The 18,338-nt window shown below is 68.4% G+C and carries 15 protein-coding genes; 7 read left to right on the top strand and 8 right to left on the bottom strand.

Annotated features, from left to right (window positions below; translation table 11 throughout):
- The first annotated feature begins 70 nt into the window (after positions 1 to 70).
- Positions 71 to 1,192: a type IV pilus twitching motility protein PilT gene (locus ACFPOU_RS08665; protein ID WP_379719524.1), complete on the top strand. Its 1,122-nt coding sequence runs from the start codon at positions 71 to 73 to the stop codon at positions 1,190 to 1,192.
- Between the two features lie 28 nt (positions 1,193 to 1,220).
- On the opposite strand, the gene ACFPOU_RS08670 is transcribed toward ACFPOU_RS08665, so the two are convergent.
- Genes ACFPOU_RS08670 through ACFPOU_RS08685 form a run of 4 tightly spaced genes read right to left on the bottom strand, consistent with a single transcriptional unit; the run spans position 1,221 to position 4,439 of the window.
- Positions 1,221 to 2,489, bottom strand: coding sequence for a c-type cytochrome (locus tag ACFPOU_RS08670; protein ID WP_379719526.1), 1,269 nt, complete (start codon positions 2,487 to 2,489; stop codon positions 1,221 to 1,223).
- Positions 2,486 to 3,211 carry a c-type cytochrome gene (locus ACFPOU_RS08675; RefSeq protein ID WP_379719527.1) on the bottom strand — a complete coding sequence of 242 codons (726 nt, stop codon included), beginning with the start codon at positions 3,209 to 3,211 and terminating at the stop codon, positions 2,486 to 2,488. The genes ACFPOU_RS08670 and ACFPOU_RS08675 overlap by 4 nt, the downstream gene beginning before the upstream one ends.
- 53 nt (positions 3,212 to 3,264) lie before the next feature.
- Positions 3,265 to 3,858 (bottom strand): 3'-5' exonuclease, encoded by a 594-nt coding sequence (locus ACFPOU_RS08680; protein ID WP_379719529.1) that lies wholly within the window; start codon positions 3,856 to 3,858, stop codon positions 3,265 to 3,267.
- Between the two features lie 11 nt (positions 3,859 to 3,869).
- On the bottom strand, positions 3,870 to 4,439 hold the full coding sequence (locus ACFPOU_RS08685) for a ProQ/FINO family protein (RefSeq protein WP_379719531.1): 570 nt from the start codon (positions 4,437 to 4,439) through the stop codon (positions 3,870 to 3,872).
- Between the two features lie 576 nt (positions 4,440 to 5,015).
- Here ACFPOU_RS08685 and rpoD point away from each other — a divergent pair.
- Entirely contained in the window at positions 5,016 to 7,622 is a 2,607-nt protein-coding gene (rpoD, locus tag ACFPOU_RS08690) for an RNA polymerase sigma factor RpoD (RefSeq protein WP_379719533.1), read from the top strand.
- 86 nt (positions 7,623 to 7,708) lie between these two features.
- Here rpoD and ppc read toward each other — a convergent pair whose 3' ends face one another.
- Entirely contained in the window at positions 7,709 to 10,525 is a 2,817-nt protein-coding gene (gene ppc / locus ACFPOU_RS08695) for a phosphoenolpyruvate carboxylase (RefSeq protein ID WP_379719535.1), read from the bottom strand.
- 165 nt (positions 10,526 to 10,690) lie between these two features.
- Between ppc and hemC the strand changes: the two genes are divergently transcribed.
- From hemC to ppa, 5 genes are all read left to right on the top strand, one after another.
- The gene (hemC, locus tag ACFPOU_RS08700; protein WP_379719537.1) at positions 10,691 to 11,686 is read left to right on the top strand and encodes a hydroxymethylbilane synthase; all 996 of its coding nucleotides are present in this window, start codon (positions 10,691 to 10,693) and stop codon (positions 11,684 to 11,686) included.
- Positions 11,687 to 11,704: 18 nt separating this feature from the next.
- The gene (locus ACFPOU_RS08705) at positions 11,705 to 12,472 is read left to right on the top strand and encodes a uroporphyrinogen-III synthase (RefSeq protein ID WP_379719539.1); all 768 of its coding nucleotides are present in this window, start codon (positions 11,705 to 11,707) and stop codon (positions 12,470 to 12,472) included.
- A complete protein-coding gene (locus ACFPOU_RS08710) occupies positions 12,469 to 13,629 on the top strand; it encodes a uroporphyrinogen-III C-methyltransferase (protein WP_379719541.1) in 1,161 nt (386 codons plus the stop codon). The genes ACFPOU_RS08705 and ACFPOU_RS08710 overlap by 4 nt, the downstream gene beginning before the upstream one ends.
- A 4-nt stretch (positions 13,630 to 13,633) precedes the next feature.
- Positions 13,634 to 14,830 carry a heme biosynthesis protein HemY gene (locus ACFPOU_RS08715; protein ID WP_379719543.1) on the top strand — a complete coding sequence of 399 codons (1,197 nt, stop codon included), beginning with the start codon at positions 13,634 to 13,636 and terminating at the stop codon, positions 14,828 to 14,830.
- A gap of 141 nt (positions 14,831 to 14,971) precedes the next feature.
- Positions 14,972 to 15,511: an inorganic diphosphatase gene (gene ppa / locus ACFPOU_RS08720; protein WP_379719545.1), complete on the top strand. Its 540-nt coding sequence runs from the start codon at positions 14,972 to 14,974 to the stop codon at positions 15,509 to 15,511.
- Positions 15,512 to 15,595: 84 nt separating this feature from the next.
- Here the strand turns inward: ppa and ACFPOU_RS08725 are convergent, their stop codons facing one another.
- From ACFPOU_RS08725 to ACFPOU_RS08735, 3 genes are read right to left on the bottom strand one after another with little or no spacing between them, the layout of a single operon-like run.
- Complete coding sequence (locus tag ACFPOU_RS08725) at positions 15,596 to 17,017, bottom strand: PA domain-containing protein (RefSeq protein ID WP_379719547.1); 1,422 nt, start codon at positions 17,015 to 17,017, stop codon at positions 15,596 to 15,598.
- On the bottom strand, positions 17,010 to 17,402 hold the full coding sequence (locus ACFPOU_RS08730; protein WP_379719549.1) for a post-PEP-CTERM-1 domain-containing protein: 393 nt from the start codon (positions 17,400 to 17,402) through the stop codon (positions 17,010 to 17,012). The genes ACFPOU_RS08725 and ACFPOU_RS08730 overlap by 8 nt, the downstream gene beginning before the upstream one ends.
- Positions 17,403 to 17,424: 22 nt before the next feature.
- Positions 17,425 to 18,084, bottom strand: coding sequence for a choice-of-anchor J domain-containing protein (locus ACFPOU_RS08735; RefSeq protein WP_379719551.1), 660 nt, complete (start codon positions 18,082 to 18,084; stop codon positions 17,425 to 17,427).
- Positions 18,085 to 18,338 lie beyond the last annotated feature (254 nt).

An 18,338-nucleotide genomic window follows, 5' to 3' on the forward strand; every position in this document is an offset into this window, starting at 1 on the left:
CTGGCGAGCATGGTTCTATAATGATCGACATTGTCTGAACGACACTTCGATCATTTTCAAGCCACGCCAGATGGAATTCCACCAGTCCTCGCAGATCCCCACGCTGTCGTATGTCGAAAACGAAGACCACCCGGTCTTCGGCACCCTGGTCGAGCAGATCCTGCACCTGCTGAACTCGCGCCTGGTTTTCTCCGACATCATCATCCACCAGAACAGTCCGCTGATGCTGCGCCAGCCGAAGGGCCTGGTGGCGGTCACCGACTCGCCGATCACGCGCGAGGAACTGGAAGAATTCTTCGAGGTCATCGAGCCGAACTGGGCCGAGCGCATCGCCGACCGCGCTTTCGACCGCTCGATCGACCTGCATACGGCGCGTATCCGCGCCAACTGTTTTACTTTCCAGGCCAAGAAACGTCTGGGCTGCGTGATCCGGCGCTTCCCGAAGGAGCCGCTGCCGCTCGCCGAACTCGGGCTCGATCCCGACGCCCAGGAATTCGCGCGCCTCACCAGCGGCCTGGTGCTGATCATCGGCGACACCTGCCAGGGCAAGTCGACCACGATCGCCTCGATGCTCGACGAGATCAACAAACGCCGCTCGGGCCACATCATCACCATCGAGGACCCGGTCGAGACCCTGATCCCCCAGCGCAAATGCATCATCACCCAGCGCGAAGTGGGCATCGACGGCGACGTCGAAAGCTATTACCTCGGCGCCCTCGACGCCTTGCGCGAGCGCCCCGACGTGATCGTCATCGGCGAGATCCGCGACGCCCAGACCGCCCAGGAAGCGCTGGCCCTGGCCGAATCGGGCCCGCTGGTGCTGGCGACCCTGCACGCGCGCTCGACCGAGATGGGCCTGCAAAAGATGCTGCGCCTGCTCGGCAATTCGGACGCCCAGGCCCAGGCGCTGGCGCACGCCCTGCGCGGCGTGCTGTGCCAGGCGCTGCTGCCTTCGATCGAAGGCAACCGCTACTACCTGGCCACCGAATGCCTCACGCCCGGCCCGGCCGTGGTGCGCCTGATCGAAGAAGGCGAACTGGGCGCGCTGCGCGCGCACATGAACAACGGGCGCGACCCCGGCTGCCACACGATGAACGCCTCGCTCGAACGCCTGCTGTCCGGCCACAAGATCGGCATCGAAGACGCGCGCGCGGCCACCACCGACCGGGTCGGGTTCGCCGACCTGGTCTGAAACACATGGCCGGCGCGTTTCCGGTTCGCTAATCGAGCGGCACGCTGCGATAGCGGTTCACCTCGGCGCTCGACACGGGCGCCGCCGCGTTGCCCCAGCTGGCGCGCAGGTAGCTGACCAGCGTCGCCACCTCGGTATCGCCCAGCACATGGCCGAACGGCGGCATGCCGTAGGGGCGCGGATTGCCCTGCGTGCCGGGCGCGAAGCCGCCGTGCAGCACGGCGCGGATCGCATTCACCGGTTCGGCCAGCGCCAGCGCGCGGTTGCCGGCCAGGGCGGGGTAGGGTCCCTTGCCTTGGCCGCGCTCGCCGTGGCAGGCGGCGCAATGCTGGCCGTACAGCTTGCCTCCCGCCTGCATGGCTTGTCGCGGCGGCTGCGGCGCGGGCGCCCGATCGGGCGCGGCCGGTGCCGGCAGCGACTTGAGGTAGACGGCCATCGCGCCCAGGTCGTCCCGCGACAGATACTGCAGGCTTTGCATGACCACCTCGGCCATCGGCCCGGTCACGCTCGCGCCCGGCGCCACGCCGGTGCCCAGCAGCCGGACGATGTCGGCCTCGCTCCACTTTCCCAGGCCCGCTTCGGCATCGGCGGTGAGCGAGGGCGCATACCAGCCGATGGTGGGAATCAGGCCGCCGCCCAAGGTGCCGTCGGTGGCGCCCAGGCGGTTGCGCGCGCTGTGGCAGGCGGCGCAGTGGCCGAGGCCCTCGACCAGGTAGGCGCCGCGGTTCCAGCGCGCGTCCTTCGCCTTGTCTGCCACCTGCACGCCGGACTTGAAGTACAGCAGGCGCCAGCCGGCCAGCGTGAGCTGCTGGTTGTAGGGGAAGCGCAGCGCGTGCGGCGCGTTGTGCTGGCGCACCGGCGGCAGGCTGCGGAAGTAGGCGAACAGGGCGTCCACATCGGGCCGCGTGACCCTCGTGTAATGCGTGTAGGGGAAGGCCGGATACAGCAGGCGGCCATCCCTGGACTTGCCGTCGTGGAGTGCGCGCCAGAAGTCGTCGGGCGTCCAGCTGCCGATGCCGGTCGCCGCTTCGGGCGTGATGTTGGGCGCGACCAGGCGCCCGAAGGGCGTGTCGAGCGCGCGGCCGCCCGCGTAGGGCACGCCGCCGCGCGCCGTGTGGCAGGCCATGCAGTCGCCGGCGCGCGCCAGGTAGGCGCCGCGCGCGATGTTGGCCTCGGTGGGCGCATGGTCGGCCGGCGAACGCGCGGCGACGAAGTCCTCGCGCGGCCAGGCCAGCCCGATGGCGGTTGCGGCGACGGCAAGCAGGGCGAGCAGGACAAGCAGGATGCGGCGCTTCATGGCGCGCTTCCGCAAGGCATCGGCAGCGCTGCCGTCAGGCGTTCGGCCGGGCGCGCGTCGGGCGGGCTCGGCTGCGCTGCCAGCCAGCTCGAGATGGCCGCCACGTCGCCCGGCGCCAGGCGCCCGGCGATGGTCGCCATGCAGTCGGGCGCATGGGCGCGGCGCACCTTGTTGCGCCAGGCGCCGAACTGGGCGTTCACGTAGTCGCGCGGCAGATTCAGCAGGCCGGGGATCGCCGGCGCGACGCCGGCCAGGCGCTCGCCATGGCAGGCGATGCAGGCCGGCACCTTCAGCGCGGGGTCGCCGTCGCGCACCAGCTGCCGGCCGCGTGCGAGCACGGCCGCCGGCACGTCTGGCGCGGCCGGGGCGGGAGCGGGCGGGTGCCGGGCCGAGAAATAATCGGCGATCTCGCGCAGGTAGGGGTCGGGCAGGTGGGTGACCATCCAGGTCATCACCGGATACTGGCGCCGGCCGTCGCGAAAGTTCACCAGCTGGTTGTACAGGTAGCCGGCGGGCTTGCCGGCGATGCGCGGAAAATAGACGCCGCCGACGCTGGCGCCCGCGCCGTCCTTCGGCGCATGGCAGGCGATGCAGGCGGCGGCGCGCTGCGCGAGGGTGTCGGGAACGTCAGCGCGTCCCTGGGCGCCGGCAAGGGCGGGCAAGGCGCAGGCGAGCAGTGCCGAAAAGCGGCGCGGTGCAAGGAACGGCAGGGTCGGGAACATACGGCGTCCAGGAGATCGATAGCGGGATGATAACCCACTGGACGCCCGGAAATTCAGGCCGGCGGGTTGGCGCGCCAGTGGCGGTAGAGCTTCAGGGCCACGTGGGCATCGTCGGCGGCGTAGCGGATCTGCTGCTCCGACAGGCGCGGCAGTGCCCAGTTGGTGGTCGTGATGCGCTTCGACTTTTGCAGGCGCTGGCCGAAGAAGCGCGCCACCGCCGTCCTGGCGCCGAGCGTATTGCGCTCGCCGCGGCGGCGCAGGGTGGTCGAGAGGTCGACCACGTTCTGCGTATCGATGCCGAGCTTGCTGCGCAGGCGGCGCAGGTCGTCGCCCAGGCCGAATCCCACTTTCAGGATGCTGGGCGACTCCAGCACCGCGCGCAGCAGGTCGACGCTGGCGCCGTCGGGACGGGCGCCGATCTGGAACAGGTAGGCGGTGCTGTCGGTGGCCAGCTGCACCAGGTGCGGCCCGGTCGATTCCTCGCCCTTGGCGAAGGTCGGCTTCGATTCGGTATCGAAACCGACGGCGTCCATGCCCGACAGGGCGGCCAGGGCGGCGGCTGCCTCGGCCTCGGACTTCACCAGGACGACGTCCTGGAGCCCGATGCCGTCGTACGGCGGCAATTCTTCTTCGGGAAGGGAACTCATCGGCCGCGCGATCAGCCGCGCGAGAACTTCGAGGCAAGCTGCTGCAGCTTTTCCTGGCGCAGGCGCGCCGCTTCGGCTTCGGCTTCGGCCGCTTTTTCGGCCTTCTTGCGCTCGGCTTCTTTCTTGAAGCGCAGTTGCAGCTGTTCCTTGGCATGTAGGCGGTGGGTGTCGGTCACGTCGGCGCCGGCCACGCCGTCGAGGTCGAAGCGCTGGGTCGCCTTTTCCATGGCGCGCAGGTAGCGCATCGAACCGGTGTGGATGCCGAGCGCGGCGCGCATCGTCTTGCGGTCGAGCCCGGGAACACGCGCGAGCAGCTGCTTGTCGATGCCGATGGCCAGCGGCAGGCAATCGCGGAAGGCCGGGAATTGCTGCTGCAGCTGCTTGAGCAAGGCACGGGCCGAGGGAGCGGCGCTCGCTGCGGCTGGCGCGCTGCCGGCGCTGCCGTCCGGCGCAATGGCCGCGGGCCTTTCCTGGCTGCTGTCCACCGCACCGGGCGGGGTGCTTGCCTCCGTGTTCGGGGTCTCGGCAGGGGAAGGGGTGGTGGCGTCGACGGACTCGGCGGCAGAACTGATGGTATTCATTGACTTCATGGTAATAACAGGAATCCGAAGGATAGCATGCTGGCACGCTCTGGTGCGCTGCTAATCGTATGACTTCCGCCGAGCAGGCGCAGGCGGCCGCGGTTGAGCGCGCAGGCGAGCGCTACGAATCGCGAAATCGTGTATGATCCGCCTCTTGCCTTGCGCACGGCTTGCGTCGGCGCAGAAGGAACGAAGAGTCGGTTGTAGACGACAAAACAACAATATGTGATTTGCTTATATCGCTTATCCGATATATCAATTATCACCGATTCTTGCCTTGGGGCATAATGATGCCTGTCCCATCTCTTCGATCCGACAGAGAGTGATGCAAGCCCGTTTTCCGCCAACGGGCTTTTTTTCATTTCGACATGACCACCGCAATCTTGACCATCGCTTGCTCCGTCCCAGCCACCAGCGCATCCGGCCCGGCCGCATGCCGCCGCGGGCGAGGACATGCTTGATTTGCGGCTTGTCCGCCCCTAGCCAGGGCCATTCCCGATCCTTTAACCGCGGCCGATCGGCCGCGGTGACCATTGACCTCGCAGGCGCGTCCCCGCCTCGACAGGAGAGCTTTTTATGAAGAACACCGCCAAGACACTGACACTGACTGCAAAGAAAGCCCCGGCCAAGAGCGCCACGGCGCAGCTGGCAGTGCCTAAAACCGCGACCTCCTACTTCCTCGAAACGGAAGCGGCGGCCAAGGTGACGGTGGTCAAGACCCGTTCGCGCCTGGCCGCGGTCAAGCCGCGGGCCGACGAGGCCGAGGCAGCGCCCGCCGTCGCCGCGCCGATCGCGGCCGAGGTCATCGACGTGCCTGCGATGGCAGCTGAGGCCGAGGCCGTGCAGGACGCCACCGCCGCCGAGGCGCCGGCCCCGCTCGTCGTACGCAAGCGCAGCGCGAAGCTGGCCGCCCTGAAACCGGTCGAGAACGCCCAGGCCGTCTCGCCGGTGATCGACGCGCCGGCGCTGGAAGCAGCGCCCGAAGCCGACGAGGGCACGAAGGCCGCCAGGGCGCGCGTCGTGCGCCGCGGCGAGCCGCAGGCGACCGTGATCCAGACCGCCGGCAGCTCGGTGAGCCAGACCACCGACGCCGCCACCCTGGCCGCGATCGATACCACCGGCTACCTGCTGCCGCAAGTGAAGGTGCCGGGCCGCCGCGGCCGCAAGCCCAGCGAATTCACGCCGGAAAACGATGAAGTCGCGGCGCTGAACGCCGTCGAGCGCGCCGAACTGAAGGCCGTGTCGAAAGCACGCGAGCGCAAGGCCAAGGGCATCCCGACGCTCGGCGGCGAGCAGGGCTTCTCGGAAACCGAACTCGAAAAACGCCGTACCCAGCTGCGCAACCTGATCAACATGGGCAAGGAGCGCGGCTACCTGACCCATGCGGAGATCAACGACCACCTGCCGGAAAACATCATCGATCCGGAAGCGATCGAAGGCATCATCGCCACCTTCAACGACATGGGCATCGCCGTCTACGAGCGCGCGCCGGAAGCGGAAATGATGCTGTTGTCGGACAACGCCGTCACGCCGACCAGCGAAGACGAAGTGGAAGCGGCGGCCGCGACGGCGCTGTCGACGGTCGACTCCGATTTCGGCCGCACGACCGATCCGGTGCGCATGTACATGCGCGAGATGGGCGCCGTGTCGCTGCTGACGCGCGAAGGCGAGATCGAGATCGCCAAGCGCATCGAGCAGGGCCTGAAAGACATGGTGCAGGCGATCTCGGCCTGTCCGACCACGATTTCGGAGATCATCGCGCTGTCGCACAAGATCGCCGCCGACGAAATGAAGATCGACGAAGTGGTGGACGGCTTCGTCGACCACGACGACAGCGCGCCCGCGCCGGTCGCCGCGCCTGCCAAGGCGGCAGCCGCCGACGAGGACGACGAGGAAGAGGAAGAAGCCGAAGAGGAAGAAGACGGCGACGCCGCCGGCGGCGCGGCCGGCTACTCGACCGAGCAGCTGGCCCAGCTGCGCCGCGGCGCGCTGGACAAATTCGCCCTCATCGAGGAGCAGTTCGACCGCATGGGCCACGCCTTCAAGACCAGCGGCTATGCCTCGAGCGCCTACAACAAGGCGCAGGACATCATCACCAACGAGCTGCTCGGCATCCGCTTCACCGCGAAAGTCGTGGAAAAGCTGTGCGATACGCTGCGTCATCAGATGGATGAAGTACGCGCCATCGAACGCGCCGTGCTCGACATCTGCGTGAACCGCTGCGGCATGCCGCGCGCCCACTTCATCAAGGTATTCCCGGGCAATGAAACCGACCTGGCCTGGGGCGACCGCGAAGTCGACTGCGCCTACCCGTACAGCGGCGTGCTGAGCCGGAACCTGCCCGCGATCAAGGAACTGCAGCAGCGCATGATCGACCTGCAGGCGCGCGTGGCGCTGCCGCTGGCCGACCTGCGCAAGATCAACAAGCAGATGGCGGCCGGCGAGAAGCGCGCCCGCACCGCCAAGCGCGAGATGACGGTGGCCAACCTGCGCCTGGTGATTTCGATCGCGAAGAAGTACATCAACCGCGGCCTGCAATTCCTCGACCTGATCCAGGAAGGCAATATCGGCCTGCTGAAGGCGGTCGACAAGTTCGAATACCGCCGCGGCTACAAGTTCTCGACCTACGCGACCTGGTGGATCCGCCAGGCGATCACGCGCTCGATCGCCGACATGGCGCGCACCATCCGGGTGCCGGTGCACATGATCGAGACGATCAACAAGATGAACCGCATCTCGCGCCAGATCATGCAGGAAACCGGCAGCGAGCCGGACCTGCCGACCCTGGCCCTGAAGATGGAAATGCCGGAAAACAAAGTTCGCGAAATCATGAAGATCGCGAAAGAACCGATCTCGATGGAAACCCCGATGGGCGAGGACGGCGATTCGCAGCTGGGCGACTTTATCGAGGACAACACCACGCTGGCACCGCTGGACGCCGCGCTGCACGCTTCGATGCGCAACGTGATCAAGGAAGTGCTCGACTCGCTGACCCCGCGCGAAGCGAAAGTGCTGCGCATGCGCTACGGCGTTGAGATGTCGAACGACCACACGCTGGAAGAAGTCGGCAAGCAGTTCGACGTCACCCGCGAGCGGATTCGCCAGATCGAAGCGAAGGCCATGAGCAAGCTGCGCCAGCCGTCGCGTTCGGACAAGCTGAAGACCTTCTTGCACGACAAGTAAATCGTCGCCCGCCCGAAAAAAGGCCGCGCAGTCGCCGACTGCGCGGCCTTTTTCGTGCGCCCGGGCGGAGCGCCCTGGCGCCGACGTCATCCCGTGTTGCGCAAGCCCGCCGCCACGCCGTTGATCGACAAATGGATCCCCCGGTGCACGCGCGGGTCCATGTCGCCGCCTTCGCCCGCCTTGCGCGCCATCGCGCGGTGGCGGTGGATCAGCTCGACCTGCAGGTGGTTCAGCGGGTCGAGGTAGGCGAAGCGGTTCTGGATCGAGCGCGCCAGCAGCGGGTTCGTCGCCAGGCGCTCCTTGGCGCCGGTGACCGCTTCGAGCTGGCGCAGCGTCTCGCAGTGCTCGGCCGCGATGCGCTTGAAGATGCGCTCGCGCAGCGCCTCGTCCGGCACCAGGCCGGCGTAGCGCGAGGCGATCGCCAGGTCGGTCTTGGCCAGCACCATGTCCATGTTCGACAGGAGCGTCGCGAAGAAGGGCCACTCGCGGAACATGGCCTGCAGCGTCGCCAGGCGTTCGCCGTCCGCGCCCTCGCCGAGCCAGCCGGCGACGGCCGACCCGAAGCCGTACCAGCCCGGCAGCAGCAGGCGGCACTGGCCCCAGGAGAAGCCCCAGGGAATCGCGCGCAGGTCTTCGATGCGGCGGGTCGACTTGCGCGAGGCCGGGCGCGAGCCGAGGTTCAGTTCCGCGATCTCGGCGATCGGCGTGGCGGCGAAGAAGTAGTCGGTGAAGCCCGGCGTCTCGTAGACCAGGTCGCGGTAGGCCGTGTAGGCACGCTGCGACAGTTGCGCCATCACGCCTTCGAATACGGCCAGCTGCCGGGCCTGCGCGCCTTCGGCCGCATGCGGCATCAGGCTGGCCTCCAGCGTGGCCGCGACCAGCAGTTCCAGGTTGCGCCGGCCGATCTCCGGATTCGAGAATTTCGAGGCGATGATCTCGCCCTGTTCGGTCAGGCGGATCTGGCCGTTCACCGTGCCCGGCGGCTGGGCCAGGATCGCCTGGTAGCTCGGGCCGCCGCCGCGCCCGACGGTGCCGCCGCGGCCGTGGAACAGGCGCAGCTTGACGCCGGCGCGCTCGAACACGTCGACCAGCTTGAGCTCGGCCTGGTACAGCTCCCAGTTTGAGGTGAGGAAACCGCCGTCCTTGTTCGAGTCCGAGTAGCCCAGCATGACTTCCTGCAGCCGGCCCTGGTTGTGGACGATGCGCGTCACCGGCGGCAGCGCCATCCAGGCTTCCATGATGTCGCCGGCGCGCTGCAGGTCGGGAATCGTCTCGAACAGGGGGATCACCATCACGTCCGCGATACCCGCCGACGAGCGCACCAGCCCGGTTTCCTTCAGCAGCAGCAGCACTTCCAGCAAGTCCGACACTGCCTCGGTGTGCGAGATGATGTAGTTGCGGATCGCGCGGGTGCCGTAGCGCTGGCGGATCTCGCGCGCGGCGCGCACGATCGCCAGTTCGGACTGGGTCTCGTCGGTATAGGTTTCGTAGGGCGAATACAGCGGCCGCGGCTGGGCGAGCTCCGCCAGCAGCAGCCTGACCTTCGCTTCTTCCGGCAGGGCGGCGTAGTCGGCTTCGACCTGCGCCTTTTCGAACAGTTCGGCCAGCACGCGCTCGTGCACGTCCGAGGTCTGGCGCATGTCGAGCGAGGCCAGGTGGAAGCCGAAGATGTGCGCCGCGCGCATCAGGCCCGCCAGGCGCGGCACGATCAGCATCGCGCCGTGGTTCAGCTTCAGCGATTCGGCCACCACGTCCAGGTCGGCCGCGAATTCGGCCGCGTCCGCATACGGCTCGGCGTGGCCGACTTCCTTGCGCAGGATGTTGGTCGCGCCGAGCACGCGCGCGCTGGCGGCCAGGCGCGCATACATGCCGATCAGGGCGCGCCGGTAGGGCTCGTCGGCGCGGTGCTCGGACGCGTCGGTCGAGCGCGCGGCCAGGGTCTGCATGGCGGGCGTGATGTCGACCATCAGGGTCGAGGTCGACAACTCGGCGCCGAGCGCGTGCACTTCGTCGAGGTAGAAATCGAGGATGGTGGTGGCGTGGCGCATCGTCGCGTGGCGCATGGTGTCGGCGTTCACGTTCGGATTGCCGTCGCGGTCGCCGCCGATCCAGCTGCCCATCTGCACGTAGGCCGCGTCGCCCAGCTGGGGCTTGCTGCCGTGGTAGTGGGCGCCGATCTCGTCTTCGATGTCGTCGTACAGCGCGGGCAGCTCGCGCAGGAAGGTGATGCGGTAGTAGGAGAGGGCGTTCTCGATCTCGTCGGCCACCGTCAGCTTGGTGTAGCGCAGCATGCGCGTCTGCCACAGGGTCGCGATGCGCGCCTGCAGCAGTTGCAGGTTGCGCACCTGTTCTTTCGGCGTGAGCGGCAGGTCGCGCTCGGCCAGCAGGCGCGCGATGTCGTGCTCGGCATCGAGGATGGACTTGCGCTGCACTTCGGTCGGGTGGGCCGTCAGCACCGGTGCGATCAGCGCATTGCGCAGGAACGTCTCGACCGTGTTGCGGTCGACGCCGGCGTCGCGCAGCTTGCCGAGCGCGTGGCCGACGCTGCCTTCGCGTGGCCGCGAGCCCGCCAGCGCGTGGGCGCGGCGGCGCCGATTGTGGTGCTGGTCCTCGGCGATGTTGGCCAGGTGCGAAAAATAGGAAAAGGCGCGCACCACCGAAATGGTCTGGTTGCGCGAGAGCTTGTGCAGCAGGGTGGTCAGTTCTTCGCCCGCCACCGGATCGGCGTCGCGCCGGAAGCGCACCGCGGTCTGGCGGATGGTCTCGACGACGTCGAACACGGTGTCGCCCTCCTGGTCGCGCAGCACGTCGCCGAGCAGGCGGCCGAGCAGGCGGATGTCTTCTTTCAGCGGTGCGTCCTTGTCGGCACCGCCGGGGGTCTCTAGCGTCACTGGTTTGTCCATATCTGCCACAATTCTCGATTGTCGGGTAAGCGGGTGGGCATGGCGATCGGCCACGTCGATGAAGGGAGCCCCATGCTAAAATTTGTGATCTTATGCAATAGCTGTCACCGGCATCGCGCCGGTCGGCGCAACGACAGTGGAAGAATCCGTTTTGAAAGCACAGCCATGACGCAGCAAGAGCCGAGCCCGCGCCTGCCATCGCAGCTCACGCCTCAAAAGTTGATTATCGCATCGCGCGAAAGCCGCCTCGCCATGTGGCAGGCGGAGCACGTGCGCGACCGTCTCGCCGCATTATATCCAGATTGCCAAATAAGCATCCTCGGCATGACGACGCGGGGCGACCAGATCCTCGACCGCACGCTCTCGAAAGTCGGCGGCAAGGGCTTGTTCGTGAAGGAGCTCGAAGTGGCGATGGCCGAAGGGCGCGCCGACCTGGCCGTGCATTCGCTCAAGGACGTGCCGATGGACTTGCCGGAAGGGTTTGAACTGGCGGCCGTGCTCGAGCGCGAGGATCCGCGCGACGCCTTCGTCTCGAACGACTACGCCAGCCTGGCCGACCTGCCGCCCGGCGCGGTGGTGGGCACGAGCAGCCTGCGGCGCCAGGCGCTGATCGCCGCGCGCTATCCGCAGCTCGTCATCAAGCCGCTGCGCGGCAACCTCGACACGCGCCTCGGCAAGCTCGATCGCGGCGAGTACGCGGCCATCATCCTGGCGGCGGCCGGCCTGATTCGCCTCGGCCTGCCGCAGCGCATCCGCGCCGTGCTCGATCCCGGACACAGCCTGCCGGCGGCCGGCCAGGGCGCGATGGCGATCGAAGTGGCGAGCGGCGCGCGTTCCGACGGCGTCGACCTGCAGGCGATCCTAGCGCCCCTGAACCATGCGGACACGCGGCATGCCGTGCTGGCCGAGCGCAAGGTTTCGAAGATCTTCGGCGGCAGCTGCCAGATTCCGCTGGCCGCGCACGCGACCGTCGACGGCGCGCGCATGCATTTGCGCGCGATGGTCGCCACGCCCGACGGCACGCGCAGCGCCTTCGCCGAACTGAGCGGTCCGTCCGGCCAGCCCGAGCTGCTCGGCGAGCAGGTGTCGGCGCTGCTCGAGCAGCAGGATGCGCAGGCGATCCTGGCCGTCTGCAAGCAGGATGCGGCGGCCGATGCCTGAGCCCGGCCTGCAACGCTGATGTCCCGCCTGGTCGTCATTACCCGTCCGCGCGCGCAAGGCCAGGGCCTGGCGCAGGCCGTGGCCGCGCTCGGGCGCACGCCGGTGCTGCTGCCGCTGCTGGAGATCGCGCCGCTGCAAGACCCGTCCGTCCTGCGCGCGGCGCTGCGCGATCTGGAAGGCTATGCGCTGGTCGCCTTCGTCTCGCCGAACGCGATCGACGCGGCCTTCGCGCAGATCGGACGCTGGCCGCGCCAGGTGGCGCTGGCCGTGCTGGGCGAGGGCAGCCGCGCCGCGCTGGCACGGCATGGACTGGGCGCCGACAACGCCACCATCCTCGGCCCGCAGGATCCGACCCGGAGTGATTCCGAGAACCTGCTGGCCTCGCTCGACCTGGCCCTGTTGTCCGGCAAGCGCGTGCTGATCGTGCGCGGCGAATCCGGGCGCGAGCTGATGGCCGATGGTTTTCGCGCGGCCGGGGCCGAGGTGACGGTGGTGCCGGCCTATCGCCGCAGCGTGCCGGCAATGAGCCCTGCGCTGGGGGAGCAGCTGCGTGCCTTGCTGGCCACGCCGAACGACTGGATAATCACGAGCTCGGAGGCGCTCCGGGGGCTGTTCGGCCTGCTGCGCCAGCTGGGCGACGGGTTTGTCCTGCAGATGCAACAGCAGCACGTCATCGTGCCGCATGCCCGGATCGCCGCCACCGCGCAGGCGCTCGGGCTGGCGCAGGTGACGCTTACCGGCTCGGGCGACGAGCGTTTGCTTGCCGCGTTACAATCTCAAAAATGAACGAACTGCCGAATCATCCAGAGCTGCCGCCGACGCAGCCGCCCGCCGCCCCCCCTGCACCTGCCAGCGCAGCACAGGCTTCCGAATCGTATCGTCCGCGCGCGCCCGAGCGCAGGGCGGCCCCCGGCCTGGGCGAGCAGCTCACGCGTCCGCTGCCGCTGGCGGTGATGGTACTGGCCGTGCTGCTGGCGGCCCAGACCTGGTCCAGCCATAGCCGCATCAACACGCTGCGCCAGGAGATGGCGCGCAGCCTGCAAAAGGGCAACGAGACGAATGCCGAGACCGCCGCCCTGGCGCGCGACGTCGCCGAGCAATCCAAGGTGCTGCAGCTGAAAGTGGGCGTGCTCGAAAGCCGCCAGCTCGAAAACCAGAGCCAGCAGATGGCGCTGGAGCAGCTCTACCAGGATTTGTCGAAGAGCCGCGACGAATGGGCGCTGTCGGAAGTCGAGCAAGTCTTGTCGACCGCCAGCCAGCAGCTGCAACTGGCCGGCAACGTGCAGGGCGCCCTGCTCGCGCTGCAGAATGCCGACCGCGCGCTGTCGCGCTCGGACAAGCCGCAGTTCATCATGGTGCGGCGCGCGATCGCGGCCGACATGGAAAAACTGAAAGCCGTGCCGGCCGTCGACCTGGCGGGCGTGGCCGTGCGCCTGGACGGCGTCATCGCCCAGGTCGACACGCTGCCGCTGCTGTCGGACGAAAAGCCGCTGCTGCCGGCGGCGCCGGCGCGCGTCGAGCGCGGCCAGCCGGCCGCGCCGGGCGCCGCGCCTGCCCCGATGGGCATCGGCGAGCGCATGCTCGCCACCTGGCGCAACTGGAGCGGGGAAATGTGGAACGACGTGCGCCAGCTGATCCGGGTGCGCAGCGTGAACACGCCGGAGGCGCTGATGCTGTCGCCCGACCAGAATTATTTCGTGCGCGAGAACCTGAAACTGCGCCTGCTTAACGCGCGCCTGGCCCTGCTCTCGCGCGACGAGACCAGCTTCGCCGGCGACCTGGCGGCCGCGCAGGAAACGCTCGACAAGTATTTCGACACGCGCGCCCGCACCACCCAGCAGGCGCAGGCGGCGCTGCGCCAGGTGCAGGCGAACAACCTGGCGATCGAGATGCCGACGCTGGCCGACAGCCTGAACGCTGTGCGCAATTACAAGAAGCCTTGAAAACATGCGTCTACTTCTCTGGTTAGTCGCCCTGATGGCCACGGCCATCGGCATCGCCGTGACGGCGCGCTTCAATCCGGGCAACGTGGTGCTGTTCTACCCGCCGCACCGGATCGACATGTCGCTCAACCTGTTCGTGGTGCTGCTCGCGCTCCTGTTCCTGATGCTGTACGGCCTGGTGCGCGCGGTGAATGCGACGCTGCGCATGCCCGACCGGGTGACCGCCTACCGCCAGCGCAAGCGCGAGCGCGAAGGCAACAAGGGTTTGCGCGACGCCCTGAAAGCGCTGTTCGAGGGCCGCTTCGGCCACGCCGAGAAGGCTGCCATGCGCGCCGCCGAATTGCCCGAGAACGCGGGACTGGCGGCCCTGATCGGCGCCCGCGCCGCGCACCGCATGCGCGAGCCGGCGCGGCGCGACGCCTGGCTGGCCGGCGTCACCCATGACAACGGGCTCAAGACGGCGCGCCTGATGACGGTCATCGAGCTGCTGGTCGACGACCACCAGCCGGAAGCGGCGCTCGAAGCCGTGGCCGAACTCAATGCCAGCGGCCAGCGCCACATCCACGCCCTGCAATGGTCGATGAAGGCCCACCAGCAGGCGCGCAACTGGCCGGAAGTGCTGCGCTTGGTGCGCATCCTCGATAAACGCAAGGCCCTGCACCCGGCCCTCAGCGCCCGCCTGCGCGAAATGGCGTACGAGGCGCTGCTGTCGGGAGAGGGACGCGATCCGGAAGCGATCCGGCGCGTCTGGGCCGGCGTACCGGCGCAGGACCGCACCAAGCCCTACATCGCCGCGCGCGCCGCCGCCGCCTTCAACGCCAGCGGCCTGACCGACGAGGCGCGCGTGGTCGCCGAAGACGCCTTGCGCGCCGGCTGGGACGAGCGTGTCGTGCGCGCCTACCGCGACGCCGCCGGTCCGGCGGGCTCGCCGGCCTTGCTGGCCCAGATCGAGCGCTGCGAGGCCTGGCTGCGCGAACGTCCGAACGATCCGGAACTGGCGCTCACCCTCGGTTCCCTGTGCCTGCGCCAGAAACTATGGGGCAAGGCCCAGCGCTACCTGGAGCAGGCGCTGTCGGACGCGACGCAATCGGGCATGGTGCGCGACATCCACCTGAAGCTGGCCCAGCTGCACGAAGCGCTGGGGCAGGAGGGGCCGGCGGCGAACCATTACCGCCTCGGTGCGCTGGCGACGATTGCTTGACGGCCGCCCCGTGGGCCGGCGCGGGAAGCGCGGCGGCGGCCGCGCGATCGATCCGCACGGCAAGCTGCTGCGCCGCACAAGCTCATGCCTATTCGATATAATGTTTCTCTTTATTGATTTTTCAGCAACCAAGGACTACCCATGAGCCTGAACCACGTTCCAGCCGGCCGCGATGTGCCGAACGACTTCAATGTCATCATCGAAATCCCGATGAACGCCGATCCGATCAAGTACGAAGTGGACAAGGACACCGGCGCGATTTTCGTCGATCGCTTCATGGGTACCGCGATGCATTATCCATGCAACTACGGCTATGTGCCGCAGACCCTGTCCGACGACGGCGACCCCTGCGACGTGCTGGTGATCACGCCTTTCCCCCTGTTCCCGGGCGTGGTCGTGCGTTGCCGCGCCATCGGCGTGCTGAAGATGACCGACGAAGCCGGCGGCGACGCCAAGATCTTGGCGGTGCCTGTCGACAAGATCCTGCCGATCTATAGCCACTGGCAAAAGCCGGAAGACTTGCAAGACTTGCGCCTGCAGCAGATCCAGCACTTCTTCGAGCACTACAAGGACCTCGAAAAGGGCAAGTGGGTCAAGATCGAAGGCTGGGCCGGTCCGGATGAAGCCAAGGCCGAAATCGTCAACGGCGTTGCTTCCTACAAGGCAACACAAAAGCAGTAATCGTGCGCTCGGTTGCAAGACGGCCCGGCACCCTTTCGGGGTGGCCGGGCTTTTGCATTGCGGCACACGCGGCGTGACATGCGCTTACCAGCCGATGTCCTGCAGGAGGGGCAAGGTCAGGTCGCGCGGCGGCGTCACCGTATGCGACAAATCCGCGTTGATCGACGGTTCCATCAGCTGGTTCGGTCGCGCGTCGGTGGTGTAGTGCGCGACCGAGGAACCGGGCGCGTTCGTCGTCGGCGTGTACATCAGGATGCGGCGCCGGTCGTCGGTGCCCGCCAGGCGCGTCGGGTCGATGCCGAGGCTGACCGCGACGCCCGAGCGCGTGCGCGAACGCGCCTGCAGGGCCGCGCGCAGCGTCGCGCCGGCGTCCTGGGTGACGCGCACCGCCGGGATCGTGATGCCCGGATCGCTGCCCGACAGGCCCGTCACTTCGCCCGGAACATTGTCGGCCACGACCAGGCCGATCGCGCCGGCCGCCTGCACGTTGCGCGCCTTGTCGACGAAGGGACAGGTGCCGCGCGACACCAGGGCGACGTTGCCGCGCACGGCCAACCCGTTCAGGCTGTTGAGCGGCGTGCAGGCCAGGCCGGTGCCGTCGGCCTGGTCGACCACCGGCATCAGCTGTCCGGCAACCGGGGCCGTGCCCAGCGGCGGGCCGAAGGACGCATCGCCGACCTCGTAGTTGCCGGCCGCGGTGCCGGCGGCGCTGCCCGAGACCACCAGGCGCGAACGCGGTGCCAGCACCTGCGGCACGGCGGCGGTGACGATCGGGCCGTTCCAGGACAGGCCGCGGCCGCTGATGGCCGAAGCCACGCGCTCGGCCGGGGTCATGTCGACCCAGGGGCGTTCGGTGCGGTTGTCGATCAGGTAGTAATCCCAGATCGAGGGCAGGTCGAGCATCTCGGCGCCGGTTTCGTCGTCGGTGAAGGTCTGGAAGCCGAGTCCGTGCCCCATTTCGTGGAGTAGCACGGTGACCAGGTCGATCGCGGCGCCGGCCCTGTTGTCGAGCCCGAGATAGAAGCCGGGGCCGGGCAGGCAATCCGGGAACAGGCCGAGGCGCGAATTGAAGCGCGAGATGATGTGCGGCTCGCCCGGGGTGGAGACGTCGGCGCCGGCCAGCTTGCTGGCCAGGGCGCTCGGGTACCAGGTGCTCGGACGCGGCGCGCTGGTGAAGTCGGACCAGATCTCATTGGCGCCGGCCGACCCGAGCACGGCGCTGTTCTCGGTGCAGGATAGCGGCACGAAGGAAGCGCCGATGCGGATCGGGACGCTGCTGGTGAGCGTGGCGCCCCACATGTCGGCCGCGTGCTGGAAGGCGAACAGGCGCTGCTGGCCGAGCGTGGTGCCCGGATTGCCGCCGACCGGCGTGACCGGGGTCGGGTCGTTGAAGCCGATGCCCGGCGCGTTCTGGTTGACGATCGTGATCGTCGCGGCCTGGGCGCCGGCGAAGGCGGCGCAGGACAGGACGAGGGCGCCGATGCGGCGCAGCGGCGACTTAGTCATGATGATGCTCCGTGTGGGGCTGGGTGGGCGCCGGAGCGCGCACGGCATTGTCGGCGGCCGCCGGCCCGTGCACGCACTGGCCGGCGAGCTTGCCGTCGGCGCCGCGCGTGACGACCGAGTAGACGAGGCCGCGTTCGCCCAGGCGCACCTGGCGGCTGCCGCCCGGATGGGTGACCAGGGCCGGTGGCGACGGCGCGCGCATGGCGGCCGACGAGGGCGCCGGGGCCAGGGCGCGGCTCTCGGCCGGCGTCGGGGCGCGCAACTGGCCGGTCTGGGGATCGCGCACGACCACCATCCCGGATTGCTCCTGGGCGGCGCCGGCAGCGGGCAGGGCCGCCAGCAGCGCGGCGCACGGCAGGAGGGCGATGAGTTTTTTACGTGACATGGCGGGATTCTCCGGTCGGACTTCAGAACGACGACTTGCGGCGCATGAAGCCCAGCGCGCCGAGGCCGAGGGCCAGCATGACGTACGGCGAGGGTTCGGGCACCGCCGTCACGACTCGGACCGTATCGAGCCCGATGGTGTTCAAGGTGTCGGCATAGCCCACGTAGCGGAACGCGAAGCGGCCTTCGCCCTCGACATTCAGGCTCGTGCTCCATTCGGTCCAGCTGGCGGGATAGCCGGCGGCGCCGCCGATGGCGCCGAGCAGCGTCGTGAAGGTCGCGGTGCCGCCGTCCGCGCCCGGCGCGAAGCGCACCTCGAGCAGGTCCGCGAAGCCGGCGATGTCCTCGGCGCGGGTCCAGAACGACAGGTCGGTCTGGCCGGTGAGCGAGAGCACCGGGGTGACCAGCCAGTTGTCGACGGCGCCCAGGCCGCCGGCGGCGCCGAGAAAGCTGGCGGCGGCATACGAATTGGCGGGCCCCGACCGGGCGCTGAAAATATCGGCATTGCCCTGGAACCAGCTGGTGCCCGGAGGAACGCTCTTATTGGTCCGGGTCCAGCCAACCAGGGCATCCACATTGCCGAAATCTTCGTTGAGCGCCTCGACCGCGGCGCTGGCCGCGCCAGGCGTTAGCACGGCCAGCGCGAACGCGCCGGCCGCCATGTACGACTTGGGAGTTTTCATGGATGAGCTTTCATGCGGAGCCAGAAGGATGGCGTTCCACTCGCGCTGGCTGTCACGAGGCCATGGTTGAGTTCATCATATGAGCTGAACGGTCACGAACCTTGATCTCGATTCAATGTGCGCGGCAACTCAGCAGGCAGAAATTGTCCGCGTCGAAGCGCCGTCGATTCGGCCCTGTTCCGGTGCGGGCAGCCGCGCCGGGGCAGCGCCGGGACAGGCGAGCGCGTGCGCGGCCGGCGGGGCGCCGCCGGCCG

The organism is Massilia jejuensis (assembly GCF_042656795.1).
Classification (GTDB): domain Bacteria; phylum Pseudomonadota; class Gammaproteobacteria; order Burkholderiales; family Burkholderiaceae_D; genus Telluria; species Telluria jejuensis.

Bases quoted from the DNA above. Each gene is read 5' to 3' on its own strand.
- ACFPOU_RS08730 (WP_379719549.1), bottom strand. From the start codon at position 17,402: ATGTCACGTAAAAAACTCATCGCCCTCCTGCCGTGCGCCGCGCTGCTG.
- rpoD (WP_379719533.1), top strand. From the start codon at position 5,016: ATGAAGAACACCGCCAAGACACTGACACTGACTGCAAAGAAAGCCCCG.
- ACFPOU_RS08705 (WP_379719539.1), top strand. From the start codon at position 11,705: ATGTCCCGCCTGGTCGTCATTACCCGTCCGCGCGCGCAAGGCCAGGGC.
- ACFPOU_RS08665 (WP_379719524.1), top strand. From the start codon at position 71: ATGGAATTCCACCAGTCCTCGCAGATCCCCACGCTGTCGTATGTCGAA.
- ppc (WP_379719535.1), bottom strand. From the start codon at position 10,525: ATGGACAAACCAGTGACGCTAGAGACCCCCGGCGGTGCCGACAAGGAC.
- ACFPOU_RS08680 (WP_379719529.1), bottom strand. From the start codon at position 3,858: ATGAGTTCCCTTCCCGAAGAAGAATTGCCGCCGTACGACGGCATCGGG.
- ACFPOU_RS08685 (WP_379719531.1), bottom strand. From the start codon at position 4,439: ATGAATACCATCAGTTCTGCCGCCGAGTCCGTCGACGCCACCACCCCT.
- ACFPOU_RS08710 (WP_379719541.1), top strand. From the start codon at position 12,469: ATGAACGAACTGCCGAATCATCCAGAGCTGCCGCCGACGCAGCCGCCC.
- ACFPOU_RS08735 (WP_379719551.1), bottom strand. From the start codon at position 18,084: ATGAAAACTCCCAAGTCGTACATGGCGGCCGGCGCGTTCGCGCTGGCC.
- ACFPOU_RS08675 (WP_379719527.1), bottom strand. From the start codon at position 3,211: ATGTTCCCGACCCTGCCGTTCCTTGCACCGCGCCGCTTTTCGGCACTG.
- ACFPOU_RS08725 (WP_379719547.1), bottom strand. From the start codon at position 17,017: ATGACTAAGTCGCCGCTGCGCCGCATCGGCGCCCTCGTCCTGTCCTGC.
- ACFPOU_RS08715 (WP_379719543.1), top strand. From the start codon at position 13,634: ATGCGTCTACTTCTCTGGTTAGTCGCCCTGATGGCCACGGCCATCGGC.
- ppa (WP_379719545.1), top strand. From the start codon at position 14,972: ATGAGCCTGAACCACGTTCCAGCCGGCCGCGATGTGCCGAACGACTTC.
- ACFPOU_RS08670 (WP_379719526.1), bottom strand. From the start codon at position 2,489: ATGAAGCGCCGCATCCTGCTTGTCCTGCTCGCCCTGCTTGCCGTCGCC.
- hemC (WP_379719537.1), top strand. From the start codon at position 10,691: ATGACGCAGCAAGAGCCGAGCCCGCGCCTGCCATCGCAGCTCACGCCT.